This is a genomic window from Sphingomonas albertensis (genome assembly GCF_014358075.1).
In the GTDB taxonomy this organism is placed as follows: domain Bacteria; phylum Pseudomonadota; class Alphaproteobacteria; order Sphingomonadales; family Sphingomonadaceae; genus Sphingomonas; species Sphingomonas albertensis.
The window spans coordinates 110,026-133,076 of the sequence record NZ_JACONT010000004.1 but is presented as its reverse complement, the minus strand read 5'-3'; the positions used below and the strand labels follow the sequence as shown (position 1 = coordinate 133,076).

The 23,051-nt window shown below is 66.3% G+C and carries 25 protein-coding genes; 15 read left to right on the top strand and 10 right to left on the bottom strand.

Going from position 1 to position 23,051, the window contains the following annotated elements; genetic code table 11:
• Nucleotides 1-12: 12 nt before the first annotated feature.
• On the bottom strand, nt 13-1,242 hold the full coding sequence (locus H8S47_RS03540) for a dipeptidase (RefSeq protein WP_187502535.1): 1,230 nt from the start codon (nt 1,240-1,242) through the stop codon (nt 13-15).
• 96 nt (nt 1,243-1,338) lie between these two features.
• Here H8S47_RS03540 and H8S47_RS03535 point away from each other — a divergent pair, with 96 nt between their 5' ends.
• Nucleotides 1,339-2,436 (top strand): acyltransferase family protein, encoded by a 1,098-nt coding sequence (locus tag H8S47_RS03535; protein ID WP_187502534.1) that lies wholly within the window; start codon nt 1,339-1,341, stop codon nt 2,434-2,436.
• 165 nt (nt 2,437-2,601) lie between these two features.
• Here the strand turns inward: H8S47_RS03535 and H8S47_RS19005 are convergent, their stop codons facing one another.
• The 6 genes from H8S47_RS19005 to H8S47_RS03505 form a co-directional block, all read right to left on the bottom strand.
• A complete protein-coding gene (locus H8S47_RS19005; protein WP_187502533.1) occupies nt 2,602-3,360 on the bottom strand; it encodes an energy transducer TonB in 759 nt (252 codons plus the stop codon).
• 455 nt (nt 3,361-3,815) lie between these two features.
• Entirely contained in the window at nt 3,816-4,745 is a 930-nt protein-coding gene (locus tag H8S47_RS03525; RefSeq protein ID WP_187502532.1) for an electron transfer flavoprotein subunit alpha/FixB family protein, read from the bottom strand.
• On the bottom strand, nt 4,742-5,488 hold the full coding sequence (locus tag H8S47_RS03520; RefSeq protein WP_056419080.1) for an electron transfer flavoprotein subunit beta/FixA family protein: 747 nt from the start codon (nt 5,486-5,488) through the stop codon (nt 4,742-4,744). Before H8S47_RS03520 ends, H8S47_RS03525 begins: the two co-directional genes overlap by 4 nt.
• Before the next feature lie 370 nt (nt 5,489-5,858).
• Nucleotides 5,859-7,073, bottom strand: coding sequence for an ADP-forming succinate--CoA ligase subunit beta (sucC, locus tag H8S47_RS03515; RefSeq protein WP_132735036.1), 1,215 nt, complete (start codon nt 7,071-7,073; stop codon nt 5,859-5,861).
• A 237-nt stretch (nt 7,074-7,310) separates the two neighbouring features.
• Entirely contained in the window at nt 7,311-7,577 is a 267-nt protein-coding gene (locus H8S47_RS03510; protein ID WP_187502531.1) for a hypothetical protein, read from the bottom strand.
• A complete protein-coding gene (locus H8S47_RS03505; RefSeq protein WP_187502530.1) occupies nt 7,570-8,823 on the bottom strand; it encodes a radical SAM protein in 1,254 nt (417 codons plus the stop codon). Before H8S47_RS03505 ends, H8S47_RS03510 begins: the two co-directional genes overlap by 8 nt.
• A gap of 426 nt (nt 8,824-9,249) precedes the next feature.
• Between H8S47_RS03505 and H8S47_RS03500 the strand changes: the two genes are divergently transcribed.
• Both H8S47_RS03500 and H8S47_RS03495 read left to right on the top strand, forming a co-directional pair.
• Nucleotides 9,250-9,795 (top strand): sterol desaturase family protein, encoded by a 546-nt coding sequence (locus H8S47_RS03500; RefSeq protein WP_187502529.1) that lies wholly within the window; start codon nt 9,250-9,252, stop codon nt 9,793-9,795.
• Nucleotides 9,796-9,823: 28 nt separating this feature from the next.
• Nucleotides 9,824-10,153 (top strand): PilZ domain-containing protein, encoded by a 330-nt coding sequence (locus H8S47_RS03495; RefSeq protein WP_187502528.1) that lies wholly within the window; start codon nt 9,824-9,826, stop codon nt 10,151-10,153.
• A gap of 215 nt (nt 10,154-10,368) precedes the next feature.
• Here the strand turns inward: H8S47_RS03495 and H8S47_RS03490 are convergent, their stop codons facing one another.
• Nucleotides 10,369-11,307 carry a ribose-phosphate pyrophosphokinase gene (locus H8S47_RS03490; protein WP_056053689.1) on the bottom strand — a complete coding sequence of 313 codons (939 nt, stop codon included), beginning with the start codon at nt 11,305-11,307 and terminating at the stop codon, nt 10,369-10,371.
• A gap of 97 nt (nt 11,308-11,404) precedes the next feature.
• Between H8S47_RS03490 and gltX the strand changes: the two genes are divergently transcribed.
• From gltX to H8S47_RS03440, 10 genes are all read left to right on the top strand, one after another.
• The gene (gene gltX / locus H8S47_RS03485; protein WP_187502527.1) at nt 11,405-12,730 is read left to right on the top strand and encodes a glutamate--tRNA ligase; all 1,326 of its coding nucleotides are present in this window, start codon (nt 11,405-11,407) and stop codon (nt 12,728-12,730) included.
• A 546-nt stretch (nt 12,731-13,276) separates the two neighbouring features.
• A complete protein-coding gene (locus H8S47_RS03480) occupies nt 13,277-13,942 on the top strand; it encodes an energy transducer TonB (RefSeq protein WP_187502526.1) in 666 nt (221 codons plus the stop codon).
• A 54-nt stretch (nt 13,943-13,996) separates the two neighbouring features.
• Entirely contained in the window at nt 13,997-14,344 is a 348-nt protein-coding gene (locus H8S47_RS03475) for a hypothetical protein (protein WP_187502525.1), read from the top strand.
• An 11-nt stretch (nt 14,345-14,355) separates the two neighbouring features.
• Nucleotides 14,356-15,342, top strand: a complete 987-nt coding sequence (gene ribD, locus H8S47_RS03470; RefSeq protein WP_328805414.1) for a bifunctional diaminohydroxyphosphoribosylaminopyrimidine deaminase/5-amino-6-(5-phosphoribosylamino)uracil reductase RibD — start codon at nt 14,356-14,358, stop codon at nt 15,340-15,342.
• On the top strand, nt 15,342-15,953 hold the full coding sequence (locus tag H8S47_RS03465) for a riboflavin synthase (RefSeq protein ID WP_187502523.1): 612 nt from the start codon (nt 15,342-15,344) through the stop codon (nt 15,951-15,953). Before ribD ends, H8S47_RS03465 begins: the two co-directional genes overlap by 1 nt.
• Complete coding sequence (ribB, locus tag H8S47_RS03460; RefSeq protein ID WP_187502522.1) at nt 15,937-17,103, top strand: 3,4-dihydroxy-2-butanone-4-phosphate synthase; 1,167 nt, start codon at nt 15,937-15,939, stop codon at nt 17,101-17,103. Before H8S47_RS03465 ends, ribB begins: the two co-directional genes overlap by 17 nt.
• Nucleotides 17,103-17,525: a 6,7-dimethyl-8-ribityllumazine synthase gene (gene ribH / locus H8S47_RS03455; RefSeq protein ID WP_187502521.1), complete on the top strand. Its 423-nt coding sequence runs from the start codon at nt 17,103-17,105 to the stop codon at nt 17,523-17,525. Before ribB ends, ribH begins: the two co-directional genes overlap by 1 nt.
• Before the next feature lie 9 nt (nt 17,526-17,534).
• The gene (locus tag H8S47_RS03450; protein ID WP_187502520.1) at nt 17,535-17,735 is read left to right on the top strand and encodes a DUF4169 family protein; all 201 of its coding nucleotides are present in this window, start codon (nt 17,535-17,537) and stop codon (nt 17,733-17,735) included.
• A 384-nt stretch (nt 17,736-18,119) separates the two neighbouring features.
• On the top strand, nt 18,120-18,935 hold the full coding sequence (locus H8S47_RS03445; protein ID WP_187502519.1) for a DUF1206 domain-containing protein: 816 nt from the start codon (nt 18,120-18,122) through the stop codon (nt 18,933-18,935).
• 37 nt (nt 18,936-18,972) lie between these two features.
• Nucleotides 18,973-19,371 (top strand): hypothetical protein, encoded by a 399-nt coding sequence (locus H8S47_RS03440; protein WP_187502518.1) that lies wholly within the window; start codon nt 18,973-18,975, stop codon nt 19,369-19,371.
• Nucleotides 19,372-19,377: 6 nt separating this feature from the next.
• Here H8S47_RS03440 and H8S47_RS03435 read toward each other — a convergent pair whose 3' ends face one another.
• Both H8S47_RS03435 and H8S47_RS03430 read right to left on the bottom strand, forming a co-directional pair.
• Nucleotides 19,378-19,872, bottom strand: a complete 495-nt coding sequence (locus tag H8S47_RS03435; protein ID WP_235982578.1) for a hypothetical protein — start codon at nt 19,870-19,872, stop codon at nt 19,378-19,380.
• A gap of 233 nt (nt 19,873-20,105) precedes the next feature.
• Nucleotides 20,106-21,194, bottom strand: a complete 1,089-nt coding sequence (locus H8S47_RS03430) for an alkene reductase (RefSeq protein WP_187502517.1) — start codon at nt 21,192-21,194, stop codon at nt 20,106-20,108.
• 51 nt (nt 21,195-21,245) lie between these two features.
• Between H8S47_RS03430 and H8S47_RS03425 the strand changes: the two genes are divergently transcribed.
• Both H8S47_RS03425 and H8S47_RS03420 read left to right on the top strand, forming a co-directional pair.
• The gene (locus tag H8S47_RS03425; RefSeq protein ID WP_187502516.1) at nt 21,246-22,241 is read left to right on the top strand and encodes a DMT family transporter; all 996 of its coding nucleotides are present in this window, start codon (nt 21,246-21,248) and stop codon (nt 22,239-22,241) included.
• A complete protein-coding gene (locus H8S47_RS03420; protein ID WP_187502515.1) occupies nt 22,238-22,891 on the top strand; it encodes a COQ9 family protein in 654 nt (217 codons plus the stop codon). Before H8S47_RS03425 ends, H8S47_RS03420 begins: the two co-directional genes overlap by 4 nt.
• The last annotated feature ends 160 nt before the right edge of the window (nt 22,892-23,051 follow it).

Genomic DNA, 23,051 nt, shown 5'->3' with positions numbered 1-23,051 from the left:
TCCCTCACTCCCCTACCGCGACGCCACATCCGTTGCATCGACCGGCGGCATACCCGCCATGCCGTTCGCGACCACTTCGACCCGCTCCATGACGCGCAACACATTGCCGCCGGACAGCTTCGCCAGATCGCCATCGCTCCACCCCCGCCGCGCCATCTCCGCGAACAGCAGCGGATAGCCGTCGACACCCTTCAGCCCGATCGGCCCGGTCCCCTGGATCCCGTCGAAATCGCCGCCGATCCCGACGTGATCGTGCCCCGCAACCTTGGCGATATGCTCGACATGATCCGCGACCGTCGCGGCGGTAACCTGCGGCTCGGGATGCGCTGCGTCCCACGTCACCAGAGGCGCGGGCGATTTCACGCCGTATACCCCCGCCGGCACGCCGACCGACTTCGCATAGGCCGAGCGCGCGACGTCCCACGCCCGCCACTCGGCCGACAGGAACGACGGGTAGAAGTTGACCATCACCACGCCCCCGTTCGCGCCGATCGCCCGCAGCAGGTCGTCGGGGATGTTGCGCGGCGCGTCGGCGATCGCACGCGCGCTGGAGTGCGAGGCGATCACCGGCGCTTTGGTGGCGGCAAGCGCGGCAACCATCGTCGCGTCCGAGACGTGGGAGACGTCGACGATCATCCCGATCCGGTTCATCTCGGCGACCACCTGCCGGCCGAACTCGGTCAGTCCGTTGGCGCGTGGTGCGTCGGTCGAGCTGTCCGCCCAGTTCAGGCTCTTGCCGTGCGTCAGCGTCATATAGGCGACGCCGAGCGCGCGATATTGGCGCAGCACGGAGAGCCGCCCGTCGATCTGGTGTCCGCCCTCGACACCGATCAGCGAGGCGATCCGCCCCGCCTTCTCGATCCGTCGGATATCCGCGGCGGTGGTCGCGAGTTCGAACGTCGCCGGGTTCGCCGCGACGAAGCGGCGGACGATATCGATCTCCTCCAGCGTCATCTCGACCGCACGCGGCGCATCGGCGGGAATGTAGACCGACCAGAACTGGCCGCCGACATGGCCCTTCCGTAGCCGGGGAATGTCGGTCTGGAGCGGGTTCGGCAACCGTGCGGTATCGACCGAGAGATCGACCGCCTCGACCTTCGCGTCGTGCAACTCGCGGATTTCCCAGGCGAGGTCGTTATGCCCGTCGATCACCGGGCTGCGCTCCAGCACGCGCTCGATCCGGCGAGAAAGCGCGGCGTCCGGGCTCGCCTGCGCGGCCAGCAGCAGGAATGCGGCGATCATGTCTTGGTCCCCCGTGGCGTCCGCTCCATCCTGAAGGAGGTGTTTGCGCGCGACAAGCCGGCTAAGGCGCTCGCCGAACGCAGACGGAGGGCGGAATTGGATACGGGAACGGCCGGACCGGCGCGCAAGGCGGACAGCCGCCTCTCCACCGCGATCGCGATCGCGCGGCTGATCGGGATCCTGGGGATCGTCTATGTCCATGCCTGGACCGGGCGGACCGCGGAAGAACTCGCGGCGGTCGCGTTCAGCTGGCAGGCGGTTCTTCGTACCGTGCTGGGCGAGATGTTCGGGCGTAGCGCGGTGCCGCTGCTCGGGATGATCTCCGGCTGGCTGGTGGTCTCGACCGCGACGCGCCAGGGTTATGGCCCGTTCCTGCTCGGCAAGGCGCGGACGATCCTGCTGCCGATGGTCCTGTGGAATGCGATCGCGATCGTCCTGGTCGGGGCGGCGGCGACGTTTGGCGACCTGAAGGCCCCGACGCCGTCGAGCATCGGCTGGACGCTGAACGAACTCGTGCCTTTGGTGCATGCCAACGACATCAACGTGCAGATGCCGTTCTTACGCGATCTTTTCGTGTGCATGGCACTCGCCCCGCTCCTGGTCCGCGCGTCGAGTATCTGGCTGGCGCTGGGCGCCGTGATCGTGGTCGTGTGGAGCGTGTCCGGGGTGCATGTCCCGCTGCTGTTGCGGCCGCAGATCCTGCTGTTTTTTACCGCTGGAATTGTCGCGCGACGGTTTGGCTTGGCGGAGCGGGTGGCGGGGTGGCCCGTCGTCCTTTGTGCGCTGCCGTTCGTAATGCTGATCGCGCCGCGGCTGTGGACTGCGCTGCTGGGGAACGCGTTCTTCGACGCGCATCCGCATGTGATGGCGGCGTTCGACATCGTGTTTCGACTGGCCTCGGCGGTGCTGTTCTGGCGCGTCGCTTGGGTGCTGGCGGGAAGTGGCGTCGCTGAGCGGTTGCGGGGCATCGAGCGCTATGGGTTCCTCGCGTTCTGCGATCATCTGGTGCTGTTGTGGCTGTTCGGGCCGGTGATCGGGCTGGCGACCGGCCCGCTGGGGGCGGGACTGTATCCGGCGTATCTGCTGGTGCAGCCGTTGCTGGTGCTCGGGGCTACGGTCGTTCTGGGGCGGGGGCTGATGGCGGTCTCGCCGACGGTCGCTCGGGTGCTCAGTGGCGGGCGGCTGGGGCTGTAAGCATCGGAGCTTATGCCCCCGATGCAACTGTCATTCCCGCGAAGGCGGGAACCCATACTGGCTGGCCTCGCCTTAAAATCGCATGCCTTTAGGGTATGGATCCCCGCCTGCGGGGGCATGACACACGTTTTCGGTGCGATCACTCTCTGCGGTGTCGCGCTGCGGTCAGGACCCGCGTGACGGCGGGTCGAGCTGGTTCACCCATTCCTGGTTGTGGACGACGGTCGAGCGGACCGGTCGGCCGGCGGTGTCGAGCCAGGGGCGATAGCGGAAGCGCAGTTCGATCAGGCGGCAGGTGGTCGCGTCGAGCACCGCGTTGCCGCTCGAGCGCGTAATCATGCAGTGCGTGACGCTGCCGTCGGTCTCGACCGTGTAGCGCACGCCGACGATCCCGCCCGCGCCGATCACCGCCTCCGCATTGGGGAAATCCCTGTTCTTGAAGCGGCCCCTGAGGAGGCGGGGCGGGCTTTCGTCGCCACCGTCGCCGTCGCCATTCCCGAAGCGACCGCTGCCCGTGCCGGTGCCATCGCCGCCTGCGCCCGTGCCCGGTCCAGGGACGGGCGCGGCGCCGGAGGTGGCGTCGCTGCCGGGGCCGGGTTTGAGCGCGGCGACGACGGGTGGTGGCGGGACGATCGGCGGCACGATCGGTTTGGGGGCGACGAGTTCGGTCGCCTTGGAGCGGAGATTGGCCGGGGACGCTGCGCCCTCGGGGCGGTGGCTCTTCGCGGGGCGGGGAACGATCTTTTCGGGCGGCGGTGGCGGTGAGGTGGGACCGACAGCGAAGGTTTTCAGCGAGGCCGAGATCGCTGTGGGGATGCTGACACCGAGACCGAGGATCAGCGCGTAGCCGATGACGGCGCAGAGTAGCGCGGCGCCGGCCGCTGATATCAGGCGGTCGCGCGGATTCAGGTAGACGCCGTACATGCAGGGTAATTGGGGAGGCGTGTGGTGGGCAGCAACTGCGCATGAGGGCGCGAGAACGATCTCGGTACTCCGGACGTATTCGCTACTTATCCGCTTCGACAGATTCACCTCCCCGGCGCAGGCCGGGGTCCAATTGGAAAGGTCGATGGGACGAAGGACCGTCCGCCGTTACCTTCGTCCCTCAATTGGGCCCCGGCCTGCGCCGGGGAGGTGGCACTTTGGGTGAGATAGACGTCGGTTTGTAAACAAGTCGGTTGGGCGTCGGCAGACCTGTACGTTCGGCAGACACGAGAACCGGCCGTGCGACGTGAGTCACACCGCTCGTTTCTGGCGCGCGACGCGGGAGTAAATCCCGCGTCGTCGGTCGGCGCTGGAGCGCCGCCGGCCGGCCTTTCGCGTGCGAACCTGCGCTTCGCTGGTTCGCAGCGGCGTGCTGCTGCACGCCTCGCTCAGGCCTACAGCTTCGCCGTCAGTTCCGGTACGATCTTGAACAGATCGCCGACCAGGCCGATGTCCGCGACCTGGAAGATCGGTGCGTCCTCGTCCTTGTTGATCGCGATGATGACCTTCGAGTCCTTCATCCCCGCGAGATGCTGGATCGCGCCCGAGATGCCGACCGCGACATACACTTCCGGGGCGACGATCTTGCCGGTCTGGCCGACCTGATAATCGTTCGGCGCATAGCCTGCGTCGACCGCAGCGCGCGAGGCACCCACGCCGGCACCCAGCTTGTCCGCCAGCGGATCGATCAGCGCATGGAACTGGTCGCTCGAGGCGAGCGCACGGCCGCCCGACACGATGATCTTCGCGCTGGTCAGCTCGGGGCGCTCGTTCTTGGCGATCTCCGCGCCCGCGAAGGTCGACAGACCCTTGTCGCCGGTCGACGCGACCGCTTCGATCTCGCCCGAACCACCCTCGGTCGCGGCCTTGGCGAACGCCGTGCCGCGCACCGTGATGACCTTCTTCGCGTCGGTCGACTGGACGGTCGCGATCGCGTTGCCCGCATAGATCGGCCGCGTGAACGTGTCTTCGCTCTCGACCGACAGGATGTCGCTGATCTGCATGACGTCGAGCAACGCGGCCACGCGCGGCGCGATGTTCTTGCCGTGCGTGGTCGACGGCGCGACGAACGCATCGTGGCTCGCCATCAGCTCGACGATCAGCGGCGCGACGTTCTCGGCGAGCGCATGCGCGAACGCAGCGTCGTCCGCGACGTGGACCTTGCCGACGCCAGCGATCTTTGCCGCCGCGGCAGCGACGCCCTCGACGCCCTGGCCGACGACCAGCAGATGGACTTCCCCGAGCTGCGATGCGGCCGTAACCGCCGACAGCGTGGCATCCTTGACGGCCTGACCGTCATGTTCGACCCAGACGAGCGTCTTCACTTGGCGACTCCCATTTCCTTGAGCTTGCCGACCAGCGCGTCGACATCGGCGACCTTGATCCCGGCCGAGCGCTTGGCGGGCTCGACTACCTTCAGCGTGGTCAGACGCGGCGTCACGTCGACACCGAAATCGGCCGGCGTCTTCTGCGCCATCGGCTTCGACTTCGCCTTCATGATGTTCGGCAGCGAAGCATAGCGCGGTTCGTTGAGGCGAAGATCGGTGGTGATGATCGCAGGCAGCTTGAGCGTGTCCGTCTCCGCGCCGCCATCGACTTCGCGAGTCACGTTGACCGACCCATCGGCGATCTCGACCTTCGACGCGAACGTGCCCTGGCCCCAGTTCAGGAGCCCGGCGAGCATCTGCCCGGTCTGGTTGTTGTCGTCGTCGATCGCCTGCTTGCCGAGGATCACCATGTCGGGCTTTTCCTCCTCGACGATCTTGGCGAGAATCTTGGCGACGCCGAGCGGCTCGACCTTGGTCTCGCTGACGACGAGGATCGCACGGTCGGCACCCATCGCGAGCGCGGTCCGCAGCGTTTCCTGCGACTTCTGCTCGCCAATCGAGACGACGACGATCTCGGTCACGCCCTTGTCTTTCAGGCGGATTGCTTCCTCGACCGCGATCTCGTCGAACGGGTTCATGCTCATCTTTACGTTCGCCAGATCGACGCCCGTTCCGTCCGCCTTCACGCGGGGCTTCACATTGTAGTCAAGCACGCGCTTGACCGGCACCAGCACCTTCATCGGGGTTCCTTCCAAGGTGAAATCATTCGTTTCGCCAACCGGCGTTGGCGCGACAGATGGCTGTTTCAAGCCGTTTTCGCAAGTCCGGTATGGAAACATCGCCATGCCGTAGCGTCACGACGGTATGCCTGGCGGACCAGTCGTATCTCCAACGAATCCTCCCCCGCCAGGGGGAGGTGGCTGGCCCTTGCCAGACGAAGAGGGAGGTAAGCGAAACAGAGGTTCCGTGTCCTCCCCCTCCGTCACCTCCGGCGACACCTCCCCCTTGCGGGGGAGGATCGTGAAGCTGGCGATCGACCTAACGAAAAAGGGCCCGGGCGTTTCCGCCCGAGCCCCGTTTCGCGAAATCAGTATGCGAAAGACCGGGCGATTACGCCGCGACCTTCTGCACCTCTGCGACGATCTTCTTGGCCGCATCGCCAAGGTCGTTCGCAGGAACGATCGCGAGACCGGAATTGGCCAGGATCTCCTTGCCCTTCTCGACATTCGTGCCCTCGAGGCGGACGACGAGCGGCACCGAGAGGTTCACTTCCTTCGCCGCGGCGACGATGCCGTCGGCGATGATGTCGCACTTCATGATGCCGCCGAAGATGTTGACGAGGATGCCCTTAACGTTCGGATCCGCGAGGATGATCTTGAACGCGGCCGTCACCTTCTCCTTGTTGGCGCCGCCGCCGACGTCGAGGAAGTTGGCCGGGAACATGCCGTTCAGCTTGATGATGTCCATCGTCGCCATCGCCAGACCGGCGCCGTTGACCATGCAGCCGATATCGCCGTCGAGCTTGATGTAGGCGAGGTCGTACTTCGACGCCTCGAGCTCGGCAGGATCTTCCTCGGTCTCGTCGCGCAGTTCGAGCAGGTCCTTGTGACGGAACAGCGCGTTGCCGTCGAATGCGACCTTCGCGTCGAGCACCATCAGCTTTGCCCCCGAACCGGTATCCTTGGTGACGGCGAGCGGGTTGATCTCGATCTGCTCGGCATCGGTGCCCATGAACGCGTCATACAGCTTCGACGCGGTGTTCGCGGCCTGCTTGGCGAGATCGCCGGTCAGCTTCAGTGCGGCAGCGACGGCGCGGCCGTGATGCGGCATGAAACCGGTCGCCTGGTCGATGTCGATCGACTGGATCTTCTCGGGCGTGTCGTGCGCGACGGCCTCGATGTCCATGCCGCCTTCGGTCGAGACGACCATCATCACCCGGCCGGTGGTGCGGTTGAGCGTCAGCGCGAGGTAGAATTCCTTGTCGATGTCGACGCCGTCGGTGACGTACAGGCGGTTGACCTGCTTGCCCGCGTCACCCGTCTGGATGGTGACGAGCGTGTTGCCGAGCATGTCGGTCGCGGCCGCGCGAACCTCGTCCTCGGTCTTGGCGAGGCGGACGCCGCCCTTCGCATCGGGGCCGAGCTCGACGAACTTGCCCTTGCCGCGGCCGCCGGCGTGGATCTGCGCCTTCACGACATAGAGCGGTCCGGGAAGCTTCTTCGAGGCTTCGACGGCCTCCTCGACGGTCAGTGCCGCGAAACCGGCAGGCACGGGGACGCCGAACTTGGCCAGCAGTTCCTTGGCCTGGTATTCATGGATGTTCATCGGGAAGGCTCCACGCAATTTTTAGGAAACTCGGGAATTGGTTGGGCGTAAAGCACAGGGCGGCCAGCAAATCCACCCTTAAGGCATATGCACTTGCGTCTCGTTTGCAATAGAGCGTTTCAATCGGCTGCGATGGTTGCCGGAACGGATCAAAACCAGGACGGCCGCCCAGCCACAAAGGCAGGGCGGTCGCCTCGTTCGCACACCCGTCGTTGACGGGCGTAGCCGACGCCTGACCTACAGGTGATTGAGCGCCGTCTTCACTTCGGTCTGCAGCGCGGCCGTCAGTGCGGTCTTGTTGTGCAGCGCCTTCGCAAACACGGTCTGGTCGATGCCGGTATGGCCGAACTGATCGATACAACCCGCTCCTCCGCCGCAGCCTCCACCGCAGCCATCGCCCATCGCGACTTCGCCGCCCGGTTTGATGGTCCTGATGAATGACGACAATTTGCCGATCGGCACTTCACGCAGCACAGCCTGCGCGACTCGGTTTGACTCAGGCATCGACGGTCTCCTTGGTTGATCCCGGCACCGTGTCGGGATGGGGTGACGCGTGGCGGGCGAACCCCATCAGGCATTCCTCCGCCATCGCTTCGAAGATCGGTCCGAGCGCGCGACGCCCGAACGAGCCGGTGACGATCGCGTCGCCCGCGATGCACCCGCTGGCCAGCGGCGCGTACCAAGTGTCGCTGCCGATGCCGCCCTCACCGAATTCGTCGAAATAGCGAGCGAAGACGCGGCGGCTGTCCTCGGTCGGAAAGCTGTCGGTGAAGATGTTGCCGAGCCGGAAACGATCGTCGCCGATGAACATGAAGCAGGGGAACACCGATCCGTCGGCCGCGATCGACAACTGGTTGAAGAACGCCGGGCAGTAGGTGGTCGAGGCGCGGCGCTCGTCGATCTGCTCGATGATCCGCACCGCGAACTCCAGCAACGGGCCTTTGCCGGCCACGACGTTGTCGATCGTCGCGCGCGCGGCGGCGCGATATTGCGGCACCAGATCGCCCATGCCGACCGACCATTGCTGCCAGTCGGCCTGATGATCGAAGATGCCCGATCCCAACGCGGTCTCGTCGCGGTCGTTGTCGGGCAGGAAGGCGGGCGCGATGTGGATGACGCGATCGTCCGTCACGTCGGCGAAGAACCCCATCAGGTCGACCACCGTCATGCCTGCGTCGATATGCGCGCGGCTGAACGTGCATTCGAACTCGAACGGGATCCCGGCCGCGCGAAACACGTCGAGCGACCGGCGCAGCAGTTGCGAACTCCGCTTGCCGCTCGCGGTCGGGCGGACGACATCGTGGATCGCATCGGGGCCGTCCCAGCTGACCGTCAGCGCAACCTTCCAGCGAACCAGCGCGGCGACCACGCGCGCGCCGCACAGCGTGCCGTTGGTGGTGGCGACGAACTGCGGCATCTTGGCGAGTCGCCCCGTCGCCACCGCGCCCTCGAACGCCTCGCCGATCGCGTCGATCGCCTTCACGTTCATCAGCGGTTCGCCGCCGAAGAGGTGGACGGTCTCGATCCGTCCGTACATCGCGCTGACCCGGTCGACGATCTGGCGCGCGCGATCGACCGACATCAGCGACCGGGCGGCGTGATACAGTCCGTGATCCGCGTAGCAATAGGAACAGACGAGGTTGCAGGCATTGCTGATGTTGATCGTGAAGCGGCCAAGGCGAGGTCGCCCGACATCGGCATTGTCCGATCCGAAGATCAGCGGCAGAAGCGCGGGGCGACGATCAAGCACGGGCCCCTCGGCATTTGCAGGTGGCGGATCGTGGCGTGGGCTGAGTTCTGGAAGATGAGCGTCACCACGCCCCACTGACACTGCCAGAGACGATCGATCAAACACGGCATGAAGATCGCTTTCCGTCAGAACGACGAATCTATTATCTATGCTACGCGTGATCATCAGTATTCCCCTCAGGATACACCGCTATCGATCGTTTCGACTCGTGCCTTGCTACCCCTATAGTCCTTGTGCGGAGGCTCTATTCCATGGAGGTAGAACCATTTTGCGCACCGTATTTTTAGAATCCTCAGGAGAACGGCGTTTTCCCGCTACCAAGCGAGGAGGAAACGGACCGAAGCGGCCGAATCGGATGCAATACCAGGACAGGGGCTGTTTAAGTTTACGGATGCGAACGCCCGGCGGTTGGTCTAGAGAAAAAGCATGTCAATCGCGGCCGGCATCCTCCTGTTTTTCCTGACGGTTATCGGCATGGAGGCGTTCGCCTATGCTGCGCATCGCTGGGTTATGCACGGCTTCGGCTGGTTCCTGCATGAGAGCCACCACCGCGCACGGCACGGCAATTGGGAATTGAACGACCTGTATGCGGCGATCTTCGCGGTGCCGTCGTTCGTGCTGTTGCTGGGCGGCATGCAGCTCGGCTGGTGGCCGGGGTTCGCCTGGATCGGTGCCGGAATCGCAGCCTATGGCGCGATCTATTTCGGGTTTCACGACGTGATCGTGCACAAGCGCATTCCGACGCGGTACCTGCCCAAGTCGAAATACATGAAGCGGATCGTTCAGGCGCACCGCCTGCACCACGTCGTCGAGACCAAGGAAGGCAATGTCAGCTTCGGCTTCCTCGTCGCGCCCAAGCCCGAGGATCTGAAGGCGGAACTGAAGCAACGGTCGCGCGCTGGTGTTCGAGCACCCGTCAAGCCGCGCGCGCTGAAATCCCAGACCACCGAATCATGGGCGTTTGGAGAATAGTAACTCTTTGGGGAGCAGTGTTCCGGTCATGACACAGCCCGTCTCCCTTCCTCCAGCCGAGCCGACCGGCGAAGAGCTTCGCCAAGCGTTCCGCAAGGCGGTCAAGATGCGCGCGCACCTGCGCGATCGTGGCCAGACGCGTTTCGAGATCGAAGTCACCGATCTGTCGCTCTCGGGATTTCGCGCGGAGACGAGCTTTACGTTGTGGCCGGGGACGGTGGTGTGGCTGACCTTGCCCGGGTTGGCCGCACTGGAGGCTGTGGTCGCATGGCGCGACAAGTTCAAATACGGCTGCGCGTTCGCCAAGCCGCTGCATCCGGCGGTGTTCGACCACATCGTGGCTCTGTCGCAGCGATAGGACACAAGCTTGGTTCTCCTGCGAACGCAGGAGGCCAGGGTACTCAGCCCCGCCTTTGATTACCCTGGATTCCTGCGTTCGCAGGAAAACAGCTAGACACAGCTAGACGTCGGCAGAGGCGGCGTTGGACGGTTCGGTGTTATTCAACCGCCGGCCGTGTCGGTCGCTGCTCGCTTCTGCGAGCATCGGCGCGGACGTTGCCGCGCCTGCGACCGTCAATCGAACAGGCTGGACACGCTGGTCTCGTCCGCGATCCGCTTGATCGCCTCGCCGAGCAACGGCGCGATCTGGAGGTGGCGGATCTTGCCGTGGGCGCCCTTGATGACGTCGTGGTTGCCGATCGAATCGGTGATCACCAGTTCGCGCAGTTCCGAGCCTTCGACGCGCGCGACCGCGCCACCCGACAGAACGCCGTGCGTGACATAGGCGACCACGTCCTCGGCACCGGCCTCCTTCAGCGCCGCCGCCGCATTGCAGAGCGTACCCGCCGAATCGACGATGTCGTCGACCAGGATGCAGAAGCGTCCCTCGACCTCGCCGATGATGTTCATCACCTCCGACTCGCCAGCGCGCTCGCGGCGCTTGTCGACGATCGCGAGCGGCGCGTTGTCGAGTCGCTTCGCGAGCACGCGCGCACGGACCACGCCGCCGACGTCGGGCGACACGACCATCAAATTCTTGCCCTTGAACCGCGCGAGGATATCGGCGGACATCACCGGCGCCGCGTAGAGATTGTCCGTCGGGATATCGAAGAAGCCCTGGATCTGGCCGGCGTGGAGATCGACCGACAGCACGCGGTTCGCGCCCGCGACGGTGATCAGGTTGGCGACCAGCTTGGCCGAGATCGGCGTACGCGGGCCCGGCTTCCGGTCCTGCCGCGCGTACCCCATGTACGGGATCACGGCGGTGATGCGCCGCGCCGACGCGCGCTTGAGCGCGTCGATCATGATCAGCAGTTCCATGAGGTTGTCGTTGGCGGGGTAGCCGGTCGACTGGATCACGAACACGTCCTCGCCGCGGACGTTCTCGTTGATCTCGACGAAGACCTCCTCGTCGGCGAACCGCCGCACGCTGACGTCGGTCAGCGGAGTCTCAAGATAGGCGGCGATCTCCTGCGCGAGGGGCAGGTTCGAATTGCCGGTCATCAGTTTCATGAAGCTCTTTCCCGCTCGATATTCCGCACCCCTTAGGCGCAGCTTTCGGTTGGTGGAAGGGTTTGCCCGCGCGCGCGCGGCTACGTACAGCGGCGGGATGACCGTGATCACCCGTTTCGCCCCCTCGCCCACCGGCCGGCTGCATGTCGGCAACATCCGCACCGCGCTCCACAACTGGATGTTCGCGCGGGCCAATGGCGGCAAGTTCGTGCTCAGGATCGACGATACCGATCCCGAGCGGAGCGAAGAGCGTTTCGTGGATGCGATCCGCGCCGATCTCGACTGGCTCGGGATGACGCCCGATGCGGAAGAGCGGCAGTCGGCGCGGTTCGCGTTGTACGAGGCGCGGTTCGCGGCGTTGGTCGCCAGCGGGCACGTGTATCCGGCATACGAGACGACGCAGGAGCTCGATCTGAAGCGCAAGATCCAGGCCGGGCGCGGGTTGCCACCGATCTATGACCGTGCGGCGCTGGCGTTGGACGACGATGCGCGGGCGAAGCTCGAAGCGGACGGGGTGCAGCCGCATTGGCGGTTCAAGCTCGATCACGACTCGGCGATCGCTTGGGACGATTTGATCCGCGGCGCGGCGCATTTCGAGGCGAAGACGATGAGCGACCCGGTGATCCGGCGCGCGGACGGGTCGTGGCTGTATATGCTGCCGTCGGCGATCGACGATGCCGAGATGGGCGTGACTCATGTGGTGCGCGGCGAGGATCACGTTTCGAACACCGCGCTCCAGTTGCAGATGTTCGCGGCGCTGGGCGTGACGCCGCCTCGATTTGCGCATGAGGCTTTGCTGACCGGTGCGGAGGGCAAGCTGTCGAAGCGGCTGGGATCGCTCGGCGTCGATCATTTCCGTGAGGTCGGGATCGAGCCGCAGGCGGTGCGCGCGCTGCTCGCGCGGATCGGGACGAGCGACCCGGTCGAGCCGATCGCCGACGCCGCGCCGCTGATCGCGGGGTTCGACTTTGCGCGGTTCGGGCGCGCGCCGGCGCGGTTCGACGAGGTCGAACTGGCGGCGTTGAATGCGCGAATTTTGCATACGCTGCCGTTCGAGGCGGTGGCCGAGCGGTTGCCGGAGGGCATGGATGTGGCGGGGTGGGAGGCGGTCCGGCCGAACCTCGTGACGCTGGCCGATGCGGCGGATTGGTGGGGCGTGATCGAGGGACCGATCGCGGTCGAGGGCGATATCGACGCGGCGTATCTCGATCAGGCGCTGGCGGTGGCGGGGGAGATCGACTGGTCTAGCGATCCCTGGCATGCGCTGACGGCTCGGTTGAAGGCGGAGACGGGGCGCAAGGGGAAGGCGCTGTTCCTGCCGCTGCGGCGTGCGTTGACCGGGCGCGATCATGGCCCGGACATGGCGGCGCTACTGCCGCTGATAGGGCGGGAGCGGGCATTGGAGCGACTCGCGGCGCGCTGATGTCGCGGTTCCCGACGTCGTTCAGTCCCAAGCTTGTTCTCCCGCGAAGGCGGGAGTCCAGCCTGGGCTCCCGCCTTCGCGGGAGAACAAGGAAGGAAGGGCCGGCGGTCGGTCCAATCGCAACGGACTATTTTGTCGGCAGCCGAGAGAAGCGCCAACCGCACCCCAGCACCACCCCGGCGAAGGCCGGGGCCCAGTTGGAAAGGTCGCAGTAACGAAGCGCCGGCCTCAGTTAGCAACGTCCCCCAACTGGGCCCCGGCCTCCGCCGGGGTGGTGGATGTGTCGACGAGGAGTGCCACCCAACTGGCCGAACCGGCACGTCAGACCAGCCCGCCATGTCCGCCGTGTCCGCCGTGTCCGCCGTGTCCGCCGTGTCCGCCGTGTCCGCCGTGTCGCAAACGTCACTGGCGCCGATCAGACGCCAATCGATCAGCGTACGCCCCGTCCCTCCCAAACCCCTTGCCCCTCTCATGTAATGATGTACCATCCCAACCGGCGGTACCTATCTCGCCGCCAGCCTCGAGGAGAAGCAGGGGAGACGGAAAATGTACGCGGATCGACCAAACCGGACGGGCGGATTCAATCCCGGGAGCCTGGGCGTCGCGCTGGCCATCAACTGCGCGGTGATCGGAGCCTTGTTCTTTGCAGCACCGAACGTGCTGCCGTTCGTGCCCGACACGCCGCTCGTCACCTACGTGCCGTACATGCCGCCCCCGCCGCCTGAGCCGACCCCGCCCGCCGATCCGCTGATCCGTCAGCAACCGCGCCCCGCCCCGCGTCCCGACGCACCCGTTCCGCAGGTGCCGACGCCCTCGGACACCGTGTTCACGGTCGTTCCCGACCCGCTCCCCTACACCCCGCCGATCGGGATCGAAGGCACTGGCACCGCAACCGTCGCAGTCGATCCGCCCAAGCCTGCCCCCGTATTCGTCCAGCCCGGCATCGACCCGCGCTATGCCGCCGACTTCCAGCCGGGCTACCCGTCCGAGGAGCGTCGCGCCGAACGCGAGGGCAAGGTCGTGGTGCGCGTGCTCGTCGGCACCGATGGCCGGGTGAAGCAGGTCGAGCGGGTCAGCGCGACCACCGAAGCCTTCTACCGCGCGACGCTGGACCGGGCGCTGGCGACGTGGCGGTTCAAGCCCGCGACACGCGACGGCGTGCCGGTCGAGGCATGGCGATCGATGTCGCTCACCTTTGTCTTGCAGAACTGAACCTTAAGGGTGCGGGGCTGGCCTCGCCGGCTCCGCACCCCTATCTTGCGCCGCATGGGCCTTTTCAGTCGCTTCTCACCGATCGTCGCCTATCGCGACCTGCGGCTCTTCCTGAGCCAGCGCCGGCCGTACGAGTTGATCTTTCTCGTAGCGGCGCTCGGCGTCACCAGCTTCCTGATCTACGCGTTCATGAAGGATTCGTACGTCGAGCAGGAATACCGCCCGAAGATCATCTATGTCGAGCAATGGCCCGTGGATCGCACCGATGCGCAGATCATCGCCCAGCAGAAGATCGACGCGCCGATCAAGGCCAAGGCGCTCGCCGAGCAGAAGGCCCGCGAGGACGCGCAGCGCGCTTCGTTCAAGCGGCTGGACGACAAGCTGAAGGCGATGGGAATCTGACCGAGGGGAATCTGACCCCGGCGACGGATGCCCGGTGGATGGGCGCCGCACTGGCGCTGGCCGAGCGGGGCCGCGGGCGGACCGCACCTAATCCCAATGTCGGCTGCGTGATCGTCGCCGATGGCCGCGTCGTCGGGCGTGGCTGGACGCAGGCGGGGGGCCGTCCGCATGCCGAAGCGATGGCGCTGGCCGAGGCTGGCATGAAAGCTCGGGGGGCTACGGCCTACGTCACGCTCGAGCCGTGTGCGCACCAATCGCCGCGCGGCCCGGCGTGCGGCGACCTGCTGATCGGGTCGGGGGTCGCGCGCGTCGTTGCAGCGATCGAGGATCCCGACGCGCGGACGGCTGGCCAAGGCTTTGCCCGGCTTCAGGCGGCGGGAATTACCGTGACACGCGGAACTCGCGCGGAAGAGGCCCGCCGCTCGATGGCCGGGTTCCTCACGCGGCAGGCGCTCGATCGCCCCCATGTCACCCTGAAGCTCGCGACCTCGCTCGACGGCTGTATCGCGATGGCGGACGGGTCGAGTCGCTGGATTACCGGTCCGCAGGCACGGGCGCACGCGCATCTGGAGCGGAGTCGGCACGAAGCGATCCTCGTCGGGCGCGGCACGTTCGAGGCCGATGCGCCACGACTCGACGTGCGGTTGCCGGGATTGGACGGTCGCGCGCCACGGCGTGTACTTTTATCCTCGACCATCGACGAGTTGCCCGGCTGGAGCGCAATCCCCTCCCCTGCCGCCATCGCCACCCTCCCCGATATCGACCACATCCTGATCGAAGGCGGCGCTGCCGTAGCGTCGGCGTTCCTGGCGGCCGATCTGGTCGACCGGCTGCTCCTCTACCGCGCGCCGATCCTGATCGGCGGCGGCAAGCACGCACTCCGCGACATCGGCTTAACCGACCTGGCCGAAGCGCATCAACGCTGGACACACGTCGATGCGCGGCAACTTGGCATGGACCGGCTCGAGGTCTACGAGCGCGAACGAAACGAGGCATAATGTTCACCGGAATCGTCACCGACATCGGCACCGTTACGCGAGTGGAGTCGCCCGGCGACACGCGCGTAGTCGTCAGCACCGCCTATGATACCGCGACCGTCGACCTCGGCGCGTCGATCTCCTGCTCGGGCGTCTGCCTGACCGTCGTGGATAAAGGCCCTAACTGGTTCGCTGTCGACGTCTCCGGCGAGACGATCAGCCGCACCGCCAAGGATCAGTGGACCGAGGGCCGTAAGTTCAACCTCGAACGCGCGATGAAGCTCGGCGACGAACTCGGCGGCCATATCGTCACGGGCCATGTCGACGGCCTCGGCACCGTCGTAGCGGTGACGGAGGAAGGCGGCTCGCACCGCGTCACCATCCGCGCCGGCGCCGACATAGCCCCGTTCATCGCGCCCAAGGGCTCGGTGACGGTCGACGGCGTCTCGCTCACCGTGAACACCGTTCAGGACATCGATGGCGAGGTCGAGTTCGGCCTCAACATCATCCCGCATACCTGGAGCGTCACCACGCTCGGTACGATCCACGTGGAACAGTCGGTCAACATCGAGATCGACGTCCTCGCCCGCTATCTCCAACGCATGGAACATTACCGTGTCAAAGCCAGCTGAACGTACCGCCGAACTGGGGCGCCTGAAGCACGGCTATCTGTCGTCGCCGGAAGAGATCATCGACGAGGCGCGTAACGGCCGGATGTTCATCCTGGTCGACGACGAGGACCGCGAGAACGAGGGCGACCTCGTCATCCCCGCGCAGATGGCCACGCCCGAGAAGATCAACTTCATGGCCAAATACGGCCGTGGCCTGATCTGCCTCGCGCTGACCCGCGACCGCACCGAGGAACTCGGGCTCGAACTGATGAGCCGCAACAACGGTACTCGGCACGAGACCGCGTTCACGGTCTCGATCGAGGCGCTCGAAGGCGTCACCACCGGCATCTCCGCCGCGGATCGCGCGCGCACCATCGCGGTGGCGGTCGATGCGACCAAGGGTAAGGCGGACATCGTCACGCCCGGCCACGTCTTCCCGCTGGTCGCGCGCGACGGCGGCGTGCTGATCCGCGCGGGTCACACCGAGGCAGCGGTCGACGTCGCGCGGCTTGCCGGGCTCAACCCCTCGGGCGTGATCTGCGAGATCATGAATGAGGATGGCACGATGGCGCGGATGGACGACCTCGTCACCTTCGCGCAGTTCCACAACGTCAAGATCGGCACGATCCGCGACCTGATCGCCTATCGCCGCCGCTACGACCATCTCGTCGAGAAGCGCGCCGAGGCCAGGTTCACCTCCGAATGGGGCGGCGACTGGACCGCGCTGACGTTCTGGAACAAGGCCACCGGCACCGAGCAGGTCGCCTTGGTCAAGGGCAAGATCGATCCCAACACGCCGACGCTCGTCCGCATGCACGCGCTGTCGCCGTTCGCGGACATCTTCGGCGAATCGGGCGATCGTGGCCGTATCCTCGCACGCTCGATGCAGATGATCGCCGACGAGGGCGCAGGTGTGATCGTCGTCATCAACCGCCCGCGCAGCAACACCTTCACGTCCGCCGTGATGAAGAAGGCGGGTGCGGAGATCACCCCGGACATGGAGGAGCTGCGCGACTACGGCGTCGGTGCGATGATCCTGACCGAGCTCGGCGTCCACGACATGGTGCTGATCACCAACACGCATCATACGCTGGTCGGCCTCGACGGCTACGGCCTGTCGATCGTCGGCGAGCGTCGCATCGCTTCCCTGGATATCGAAAAGAGCAACTAATGGCCCATCTCCTCATCGTCGAAGCGCGCTTCTACGACCACCTCAACGACTTTCTCGTAGAAGGCGCGAAGGCGGCGATCGAAGCCGCCGGGCACACGCACGAGACGATCACCGTGCCGGGCGCGCTCGAAGTCCCCGGCGCGATCGCGTTGGCCGCGGAGAGCGAGACGTTCGATGCGTATGTCGCGCTCGGCGTCGTGATCCGCGGCGAGACCTATCATTTCGAGATCGTCGCGGGCGAGAGCGCACGCGGCATCATGCAGCTGACGATGGACGGCCTGCCGATCGGCAACGGCATACTGACGACCGAGAACGAAGCGCAGGCGCTCACGCGTGCAAAGCCTAGCGAAGGCGACAAGGGCGGCGGTGCGGCGAACGCGGCGCTAGCGATGCTGGCGCTGAAGGACCGCTTCCTCGCGTGAGATGCGCGCGTGGGTGAGGTGATCAGCCTGCGGCTTGCGCGGAAGCAGCGCGCACGGGCCGAGGCGGCGGCGCGGGCGGACCAGAACCGGCGGGCGTTTGGGCGGACGGCGGCGGAGAAGGCGGCGGAGGCTGCTGTGAAGGCTCGGGTGGACAGGACACTGGATGGTGCCCGGCTCGACAGCCCCATACCTGGCGACCGCTCGGAATAATCTTACCCTCACCCGTCCCACGGCCGAGTGTCACCCACGGTCCTCCTCGCGAACGCGAAACCTTCAATCCTCCCCCGCCAGGGGGAGGTGGCGCCGAAGGCGACGGAGGGGGAGGACACGGAACTTCGGTGACACCTTACCTCCCCTTCCGTCAGGCAAGAGCCTGCCACCTCCCCCTTGCGGGGGAGGATCGTGAAGTCGTGCGGCACCATGCCCGTCCTTGTTCTCCCGCGAAGGCGGGAGCCCAGTCTGGATCACCGCCTTCGCGGGGAAACAATCTTACTCGATCGAGAAGGATAGCCGCCGGCAACCACACCCTCCTCTGCCCTTCGCAGGAACGTCCAGTCCTCCGCGCCGTTATGCCCCCGTAACAAAGGGGCGATCATGATTTCGGATGCGAATGCGACGTTGCTCGCCAAACTCGGATTTGCCGCGCGCGGGGTGGTCTATATCCTGGTCGGCTGGTTCGCCGTCGACGCGGCGCTGCATGGCGGCAAGATCGCCGACAATCAGGGCGCGATCGGGTCGATGGCCGACGGACCGCTCGGGCCATTGCTGCTGGCGATCGTCGCGGCGGGCCTCCTCGGCTACGCGGTCTGGCGGCTGACCGAAGCCGCCGCCAATCCCGAGGGAATCGGCAGCGACATCAAGGGCAGCCTCAAGCGCATCGGCCATCTCGTCAGCGGGATCGCGCACCTGATCCTCGCCTGGACCGCCGCCAAGCTCGCCATGAAAACCGGATCGCGCGATGCCGCCGTCTCGCCCGGCGACGAGAGCGCACGCGACTGGACCGCGCTCCTGCTCGACCAGCCGGCCGGACGCGTTCTGGTCGGCGCAGTCGCTATCGGCGTGCTGGTCGCCGCGTTCCAGCAGGCACAAAAGGCGTGGCGCGGCGATTTCATCCACGACCTCCGCGGCGACGCCCCCGCGCCCGGTTACGTCTGCACGATGGGTCGGATCGGCTACGGCGCGCGCGCGCTGGTGTTCCTGATCGTTGCCGGACTGTTCGGGCTGGCGGCCTGGACCGCACATGCGAGCGACGCGGGCGGCGTGGCAGAGGCGCTGGAGCGGCTGCAGTCGCAACCGGGCGGCAAGTGGCTGCTCGTGATGACCGGGATCGGGCTGGCGCTGTTCGGTGCGTACAGCCTGATCGAGGCACGCTTCCGCCGACTCCATGTCGACCTTCCCGGGACCGACTGAACCGAAGGGCCACGCATCGTGAAGGCATATCGTTAAGATGCCGATGGTAGCGGACGGCGGCATGTACACGATCAGCTTCGACGCGCCGACCAAGACGCTCACCATCGTCACCGAGGGGTTTTGGTCGGTCGCGACCACCGCGGCGTTCTCCGCCGAACTGCTCGCTCGCGGCACGGCGGCGCGGCTGTATCATGGCCGGTTCGTCGTGCTCGCCGACCTGCGCAAGGCGGCGATCCAGCCGTTGAAGGTCATCGATGCACTGGAGGCAATGATGCCCAAGGCGCTGAAGGTGACGTCGGCGCCGATCGCCGCGGTGGTCGCGTCTCATCTGGCGAAGCTCCAGACCGAACGTTACCTGAAGGCGGAGAATTGTCGCACGTTTCTCGACATCGACGAAGCGAAGGCGTGGCTCGCGGGCGACGGGACTGCCGCCTGACGAGGTTCAGTCCTTGGGTGCGGTCTCGAGCAACGCCGCCTCGACCTCTTCGATCGTGATGCCGAACGCGCCGGCGAGCCCCGACACCGACGCGCCGCGATCGGCGAGCGTGCGGATTCGGGCAGTATCGACGATCGTCCTGTAGCTGCGCGTGTCGCGGTCGGTCTTCGACTCCTCGCCGCTGCGCGCGAGCGCGCCCGAGCGGCGGCGCTTGGAGATCTTCAGCGCCTCGACATCGTTGGTCGGCGGTGCATCGAGCCGCGCCTTGATCCGCTGATCCTCCTCGACCCGCCGGCTTTCGCGGGCGCGTTCGCGCTCCTGGGACTGAAGGTCACGCTGGGCGGCGCGCGATTCGGATCGCTGCTCCGACGCGGCTAGTCGCTCCCTCGCGCGCTGTTCGCGGCCGTTGGCGCGCTCCTCCGCGCGCTTTGCGGCACGGTCGGCGGTGCCGGGCATGAGCGGCCCCGTTCCCCTGCCGCCGCTCGGCCAGCCGTCGGTCATTGGATATCCTGTCGTCACCGGTGCGCCGTACGACGCGGAGGCGCGCTGCTAGGCGATGGCGTCACCGGTGACTAGAGGCAGCCGGTCCTCACGATCCTCCCCCGCCAGGGGGAGGTGGCAGGCGCAGCCTGACGGAGGGGGAGGCACGCGCTCACGCTCGTTCCGTGTCCTCCCCCTCCGTCACCTTCGGCGACGCCTCCCCCTTGCGGGGGAGGATCGGGCCTGAGCTGGCCTTAAGCGTTCGCGGTCTCGAGCGCGGGGTAGTCGATGTACCCCTCGGGGCCCTGGCTGTACCACGTCTTCGCGTCGTCCTTCGCCAGCGGCGCGCCGTCACGCAGGCGCTCCGGCAGGTCCGGGTTGGCGATGAACGGGCGTCCGAAGCTGATTGCGTCGGCATCACCCTTGTCGAGTTCGGCCTGGGCCTTCTCCAGCGTGTCATAGTCCGAGTTCACGACCAGCACGCCCTTGAAGACCTTCCGGATCGCCGGGCTGAGCTTTGGCACGTCAGTACGGCCAAAGGTGCCATCGGGGCCGGGCTCACGCAGTTCGAGGAACGCGATGCCGAGGTCGGACAGCGCCTTCGCAGCGGCGGTGAAAAGCGGCTCGGGGTTGCTGTCGTCGACGCCCTGCGACTCGCCGTTGGGCGACAGGCGAACGCTGACGCGATCGGCCCCCGCGACCGAGATCACGCGCTCGGCGACTTCACGCAGCAGGCGGATACGGTTCTCGATCGAGCCACCGTACTCGTCAGTACGCAGATTGGCGTTGTCGCGCAGGAACTGGTCGATCAGATAGCCGTTGGCGGCGTGGATCTGCACGCCGTCGAAGCCGGCCGCCATCGCGTTCTTCGTCGCCAGTTCGTAATCGTTCAGCAGGCGCGGAATCTCGTTCAGTTCGAGCGGACGCGCGACCTCGAAGTCCTGCTTGCCCTCGAACGTGTGCGCCTGGCCTTCGGTCGCGGTCGCCGACGACGAGACCGGCTGGCCGCCGATCACCGACGAATGGACCTGACGCCCCATGTGCCAAAGCTGCGCGATGATCCGGCCGCCGGCGGCGTGGACCGAGTCGGTGACGGGCTTCCAGGCGGCGACCTGCGCATCGGTCCACAGACCCGGCGCGAACGGCCAGCCAAGGCCTTCGCGGCTGATGCCGGTGGCCTCCGAGATGATCAGGCCGGCGCTCGCCCGCTGCGTATAATACTCGACCATCATGTCGGTCGGAACGGCATCCTTGTCGGCACGCCCACGCGTAAGCGGCGCCATGAGGATGCGGTTCGGCGCGGCGATGGCGCCCAGGGTAATGGAATCGAAAAGGCTAGGCATGGAAGCTCCTTATTGGCCTGACGGGCGGAAGATAGGAGGCTACAGGGCGGCATGCATCGCCCCGCCCCGCAAACATTATCTAGCGTGCCCGATACGCCGCGCGGTTTGACGACGGAGGCGAACAGTGTCGCCGCGCCGGGCCTGATCGCGTTCGCGGCGCTGGTCGTGGCGAACGTCGCACTCGCGTTCGGGCCGTGGTTCGTGCGCGCGACCGAGGTCGGGCCGGTGGCGGCGGGGTTCTGGCGGCTCACGCTGGCGGTGCCGTTCCTCGTGGTGCTGGCGGTCCAGCAGGGCGCGCGGCCGATGCGGCTCGGGTGGAAGCTGTGGGCCGGGCTGCTCGCGGGCGGGGTGTGCTTCGCGGCCGACCTCGGCACGTGGCATCTCGGAATCCTGCGCACGACGCTCGCCAACGCGACATTGTTCGGCAACGTCGCGACGCTGATCTTCCCGATCTATGGGTTCCTGATCGTGCGAAGCTGGCCGACGCGGACGCAAGGGTTTGCATTGGCGTTGGCGGCGGCGGGCGGCGCGTTGCTGCTCGGGCGGTCGTATCAGCTCGATGCGAAGAACCTGGCGGGCGATCTGTTCTGCCTGCTCGCGGGGCTGCTCTACACCGTCTATTTCATCCTGATGGCACGCGCCCGGGCGACGCTCGCCCCGATATCCGCGCTGACGCTGTCGACGCTCGCAGGCATCGTGCCGCCGTTGATATTCGCCCTGGCGATGGGCGAGCGCGTTTTGCCGACGCATTGGGGGCCGCTTATCGGGCTCGCCTTGTGCAGCCAGGTGCTCGGCCAGGGATTGATGATCTATGCGCTCGGCCGCTTCACGCCGCTGGTGATCGGGATCGCGTTGCTGATCCAGCCGGTGGTGGCGGGGCTGGTCGGCTGGCTGGTATATGGCGAGCGGCTTGGCACGGCGGATCTGGTCGGCGTCGTAATGGTGGCGGTCGCGCTGGTCCTCGTTCGCCAGGGACCGGGTCCCGAAGCGTTACCTCTTGAAGACGCGCTTGATACGCCTGATTTTGGACGGCAGGAGACGGTATGACCCAGGACCTTACGCTCGACGAAATCCGCGCCCTGCTGGCGCCCGGCATCGCTTCCAACGCCGCGTTCGACGGCTGGAGCGACGCCGCGCGCGACATGGCCGCGCAGGCGGAGGGAATCGACACCGACGTCGCCGCGCTGGCGTTCAAGGACGGCCCGGTCGACATGATCGACGCGTGGTTCGCGCATATCGACGGCGTGATGCTCGCCGCCGTGCCGCCCGAGCGGCTCGCGCTGATGAAGATCCGCGAGAAGATCACCGCATTGGTCGAGGCGCGACTCGATGCGACGTCGATCGATCGCGAATCGCTGCGCCGAGCGGTGGCGATCCTCGCGCTCCCGCAGAATCTGGCGAAGGCGACGCGGCTTGGCTGGCGGACGGTCGATACGATCTGGCGCGCAGCCGGCGACGTCTCGACGGATTATAATTACTACACCAAGCGTACCATCCTGCTCGGCGTGTACGCGTCGACGATCACCGTGTTTCTCGACGACGAGAGCGAAGGGTTGGCCGAAACGCGCGCGTTCCTGGGTCGCCGCATCAACGAGATCATGCAGTTCGAAAAGGCCAAGGCCGGTTTCCTCAAGCGAACCGAGCACAGCTTCAGCCTGTCGCGATTCGTTGGGCGCCTGCGCTATCCGATGACCTGAGGGTTTGAGCGCGGACGTCTCCCAAACTTCGTCATCCTGGGCGCGACCGAGGACCCAGAGCGACGAACGCCGTCCTGTTTGGCTCTGGGTCCTGACTTTCGTCAGGATGACGGGGCGTTAGCGGTCGGCCGAGCCGCTTAGGGCTTCCCTTCCGCGAGCG

Coding starts and splice junctions, on each gene's coding strand:
- H8S47_RS03540 (WP_187502535.1), bottom strand. CDS start 1,242: ATGATCGCCGCATTCCTGCTGCTGGCCGCGCAGGCGAGCCCGGACGCC.
- H8S47_RS19005 (WP_187502533.1), bottom strand. CDS start 3,360: ATGTACGGCGTCTACCTGAATCCGCGCGACCGCCTGATATCAGCGGCC.
- H8S47_RS03520 (WP_056419080.1), bottom strand. CDS start 5,488: ATGAAGGTGCTGGTGCCGGTCAAGCGCGTGCTTGACTACAATGTGAAG.
- sucC (WP_132735036.1), bottom strand. CDS start 7,073: ATGAACATCCATGAATACCAGGCCAAGGAACTGCTGGCCAAGTTCGGC.
- H8S47_RS03510 (WP_187502531.1), bottom strand. CDS start 7,577: ATGCCTGAGTCAAACCGAGTCGCGCAGGCTGTGCTGCGTGAAGTGCCG.
- H8S47_RS03500 (WP_187502529.1), top strand. CDS start 9,250: ATGTCAATCGCGGCCGGCATCCTCCTGTTTTTCCTGACGGTTATCGGC.
- H8S47_RS03495 (WP_187502528.1), top strand. CDS start 9,824: ATGACACAGCCCGTCTCCCTTCCTCCAGCCGAGCCGACCGGCGAAGAG.
- H8S47_RS03490 (WP_056053689.1), bottom strand. CDS start 11,307: ATGAAACTGATGACCGGCAATTCGAACCTGCCCCTCGCGCAGGAGATC.
- gltX (WP_187502527.1), top strand. CDS start 11,405: ATGACCGTGATCACCCGTTTCGCCCCCTCGCCCACCGGCCGGCTGCAT.
- H8S47_RS03480 (WP_187502526.1), top strand. CDS start 13,277: ATGTACGCGGATCGACCAAACCGGACGGGCGGATTCAATCCCGGGAGC.
- H8S47_RS03475 (WP_187502525.1), top strand. CDS start 13,997: ATGGGCCTTTTCAGTCGCTTCTCACCGATCGTCGCCTATCGCGACCTG.
- H8S47_RS03465 (WP_187502523.1), top strand. CDS start 15,342: ATGTTCACCGGAATCGTCACCGACATCGGCACCGTTACGCGAGTGGAG.
- ribH (WP_187502521.1), top strand. CDS start 17,103: ATGGCCCATCTCCTCATCGTCGAAGCGCGCTTCTACGACCACCTCAAC.
- H8S47_RS03445 (WP_187502519.1), top strand. CDS start 18,120: ATGATTTCGGATGCGAATGCGACGTTGCTCGCCAAACTCGGATTTGCC.
- H8S47_RS03440 (WP_187502518.1), top strand. CDS start 18,973: ATGCCGATGGTAGCGGACGGCGGCATGTACACGATCAGCTTCGACGCG.
- H8S47_RS03435 (WP_235982578.1), bottom strand. CDS start 19,872: ATGACCGACGGCTGGCCGAGCGGCGGCAGGGGAACGGGGCCGCTCATG.
- H8S47_RS03430 (WP_187502517.1), bottom strand. CDS start 21,194: ATGCCTAGCCTTTTCGATTCCATTACCCTGGGCGCCATCGCCGCGCCG.
- H8S47_RS03425 (WP_187502516.1), top strand. CDS start 21,246: ATGCATCGCCCCGCCCCGCAAACATTATCTAGCGTGCCCGATACGCCG.
- H8S47_RS03420 (WP_187502515.1), top strand. CDS start 22,238: ATGACCCAGGACCTTACGCTCGACGAAATCCGCGCCCTGCTGGCGCCC.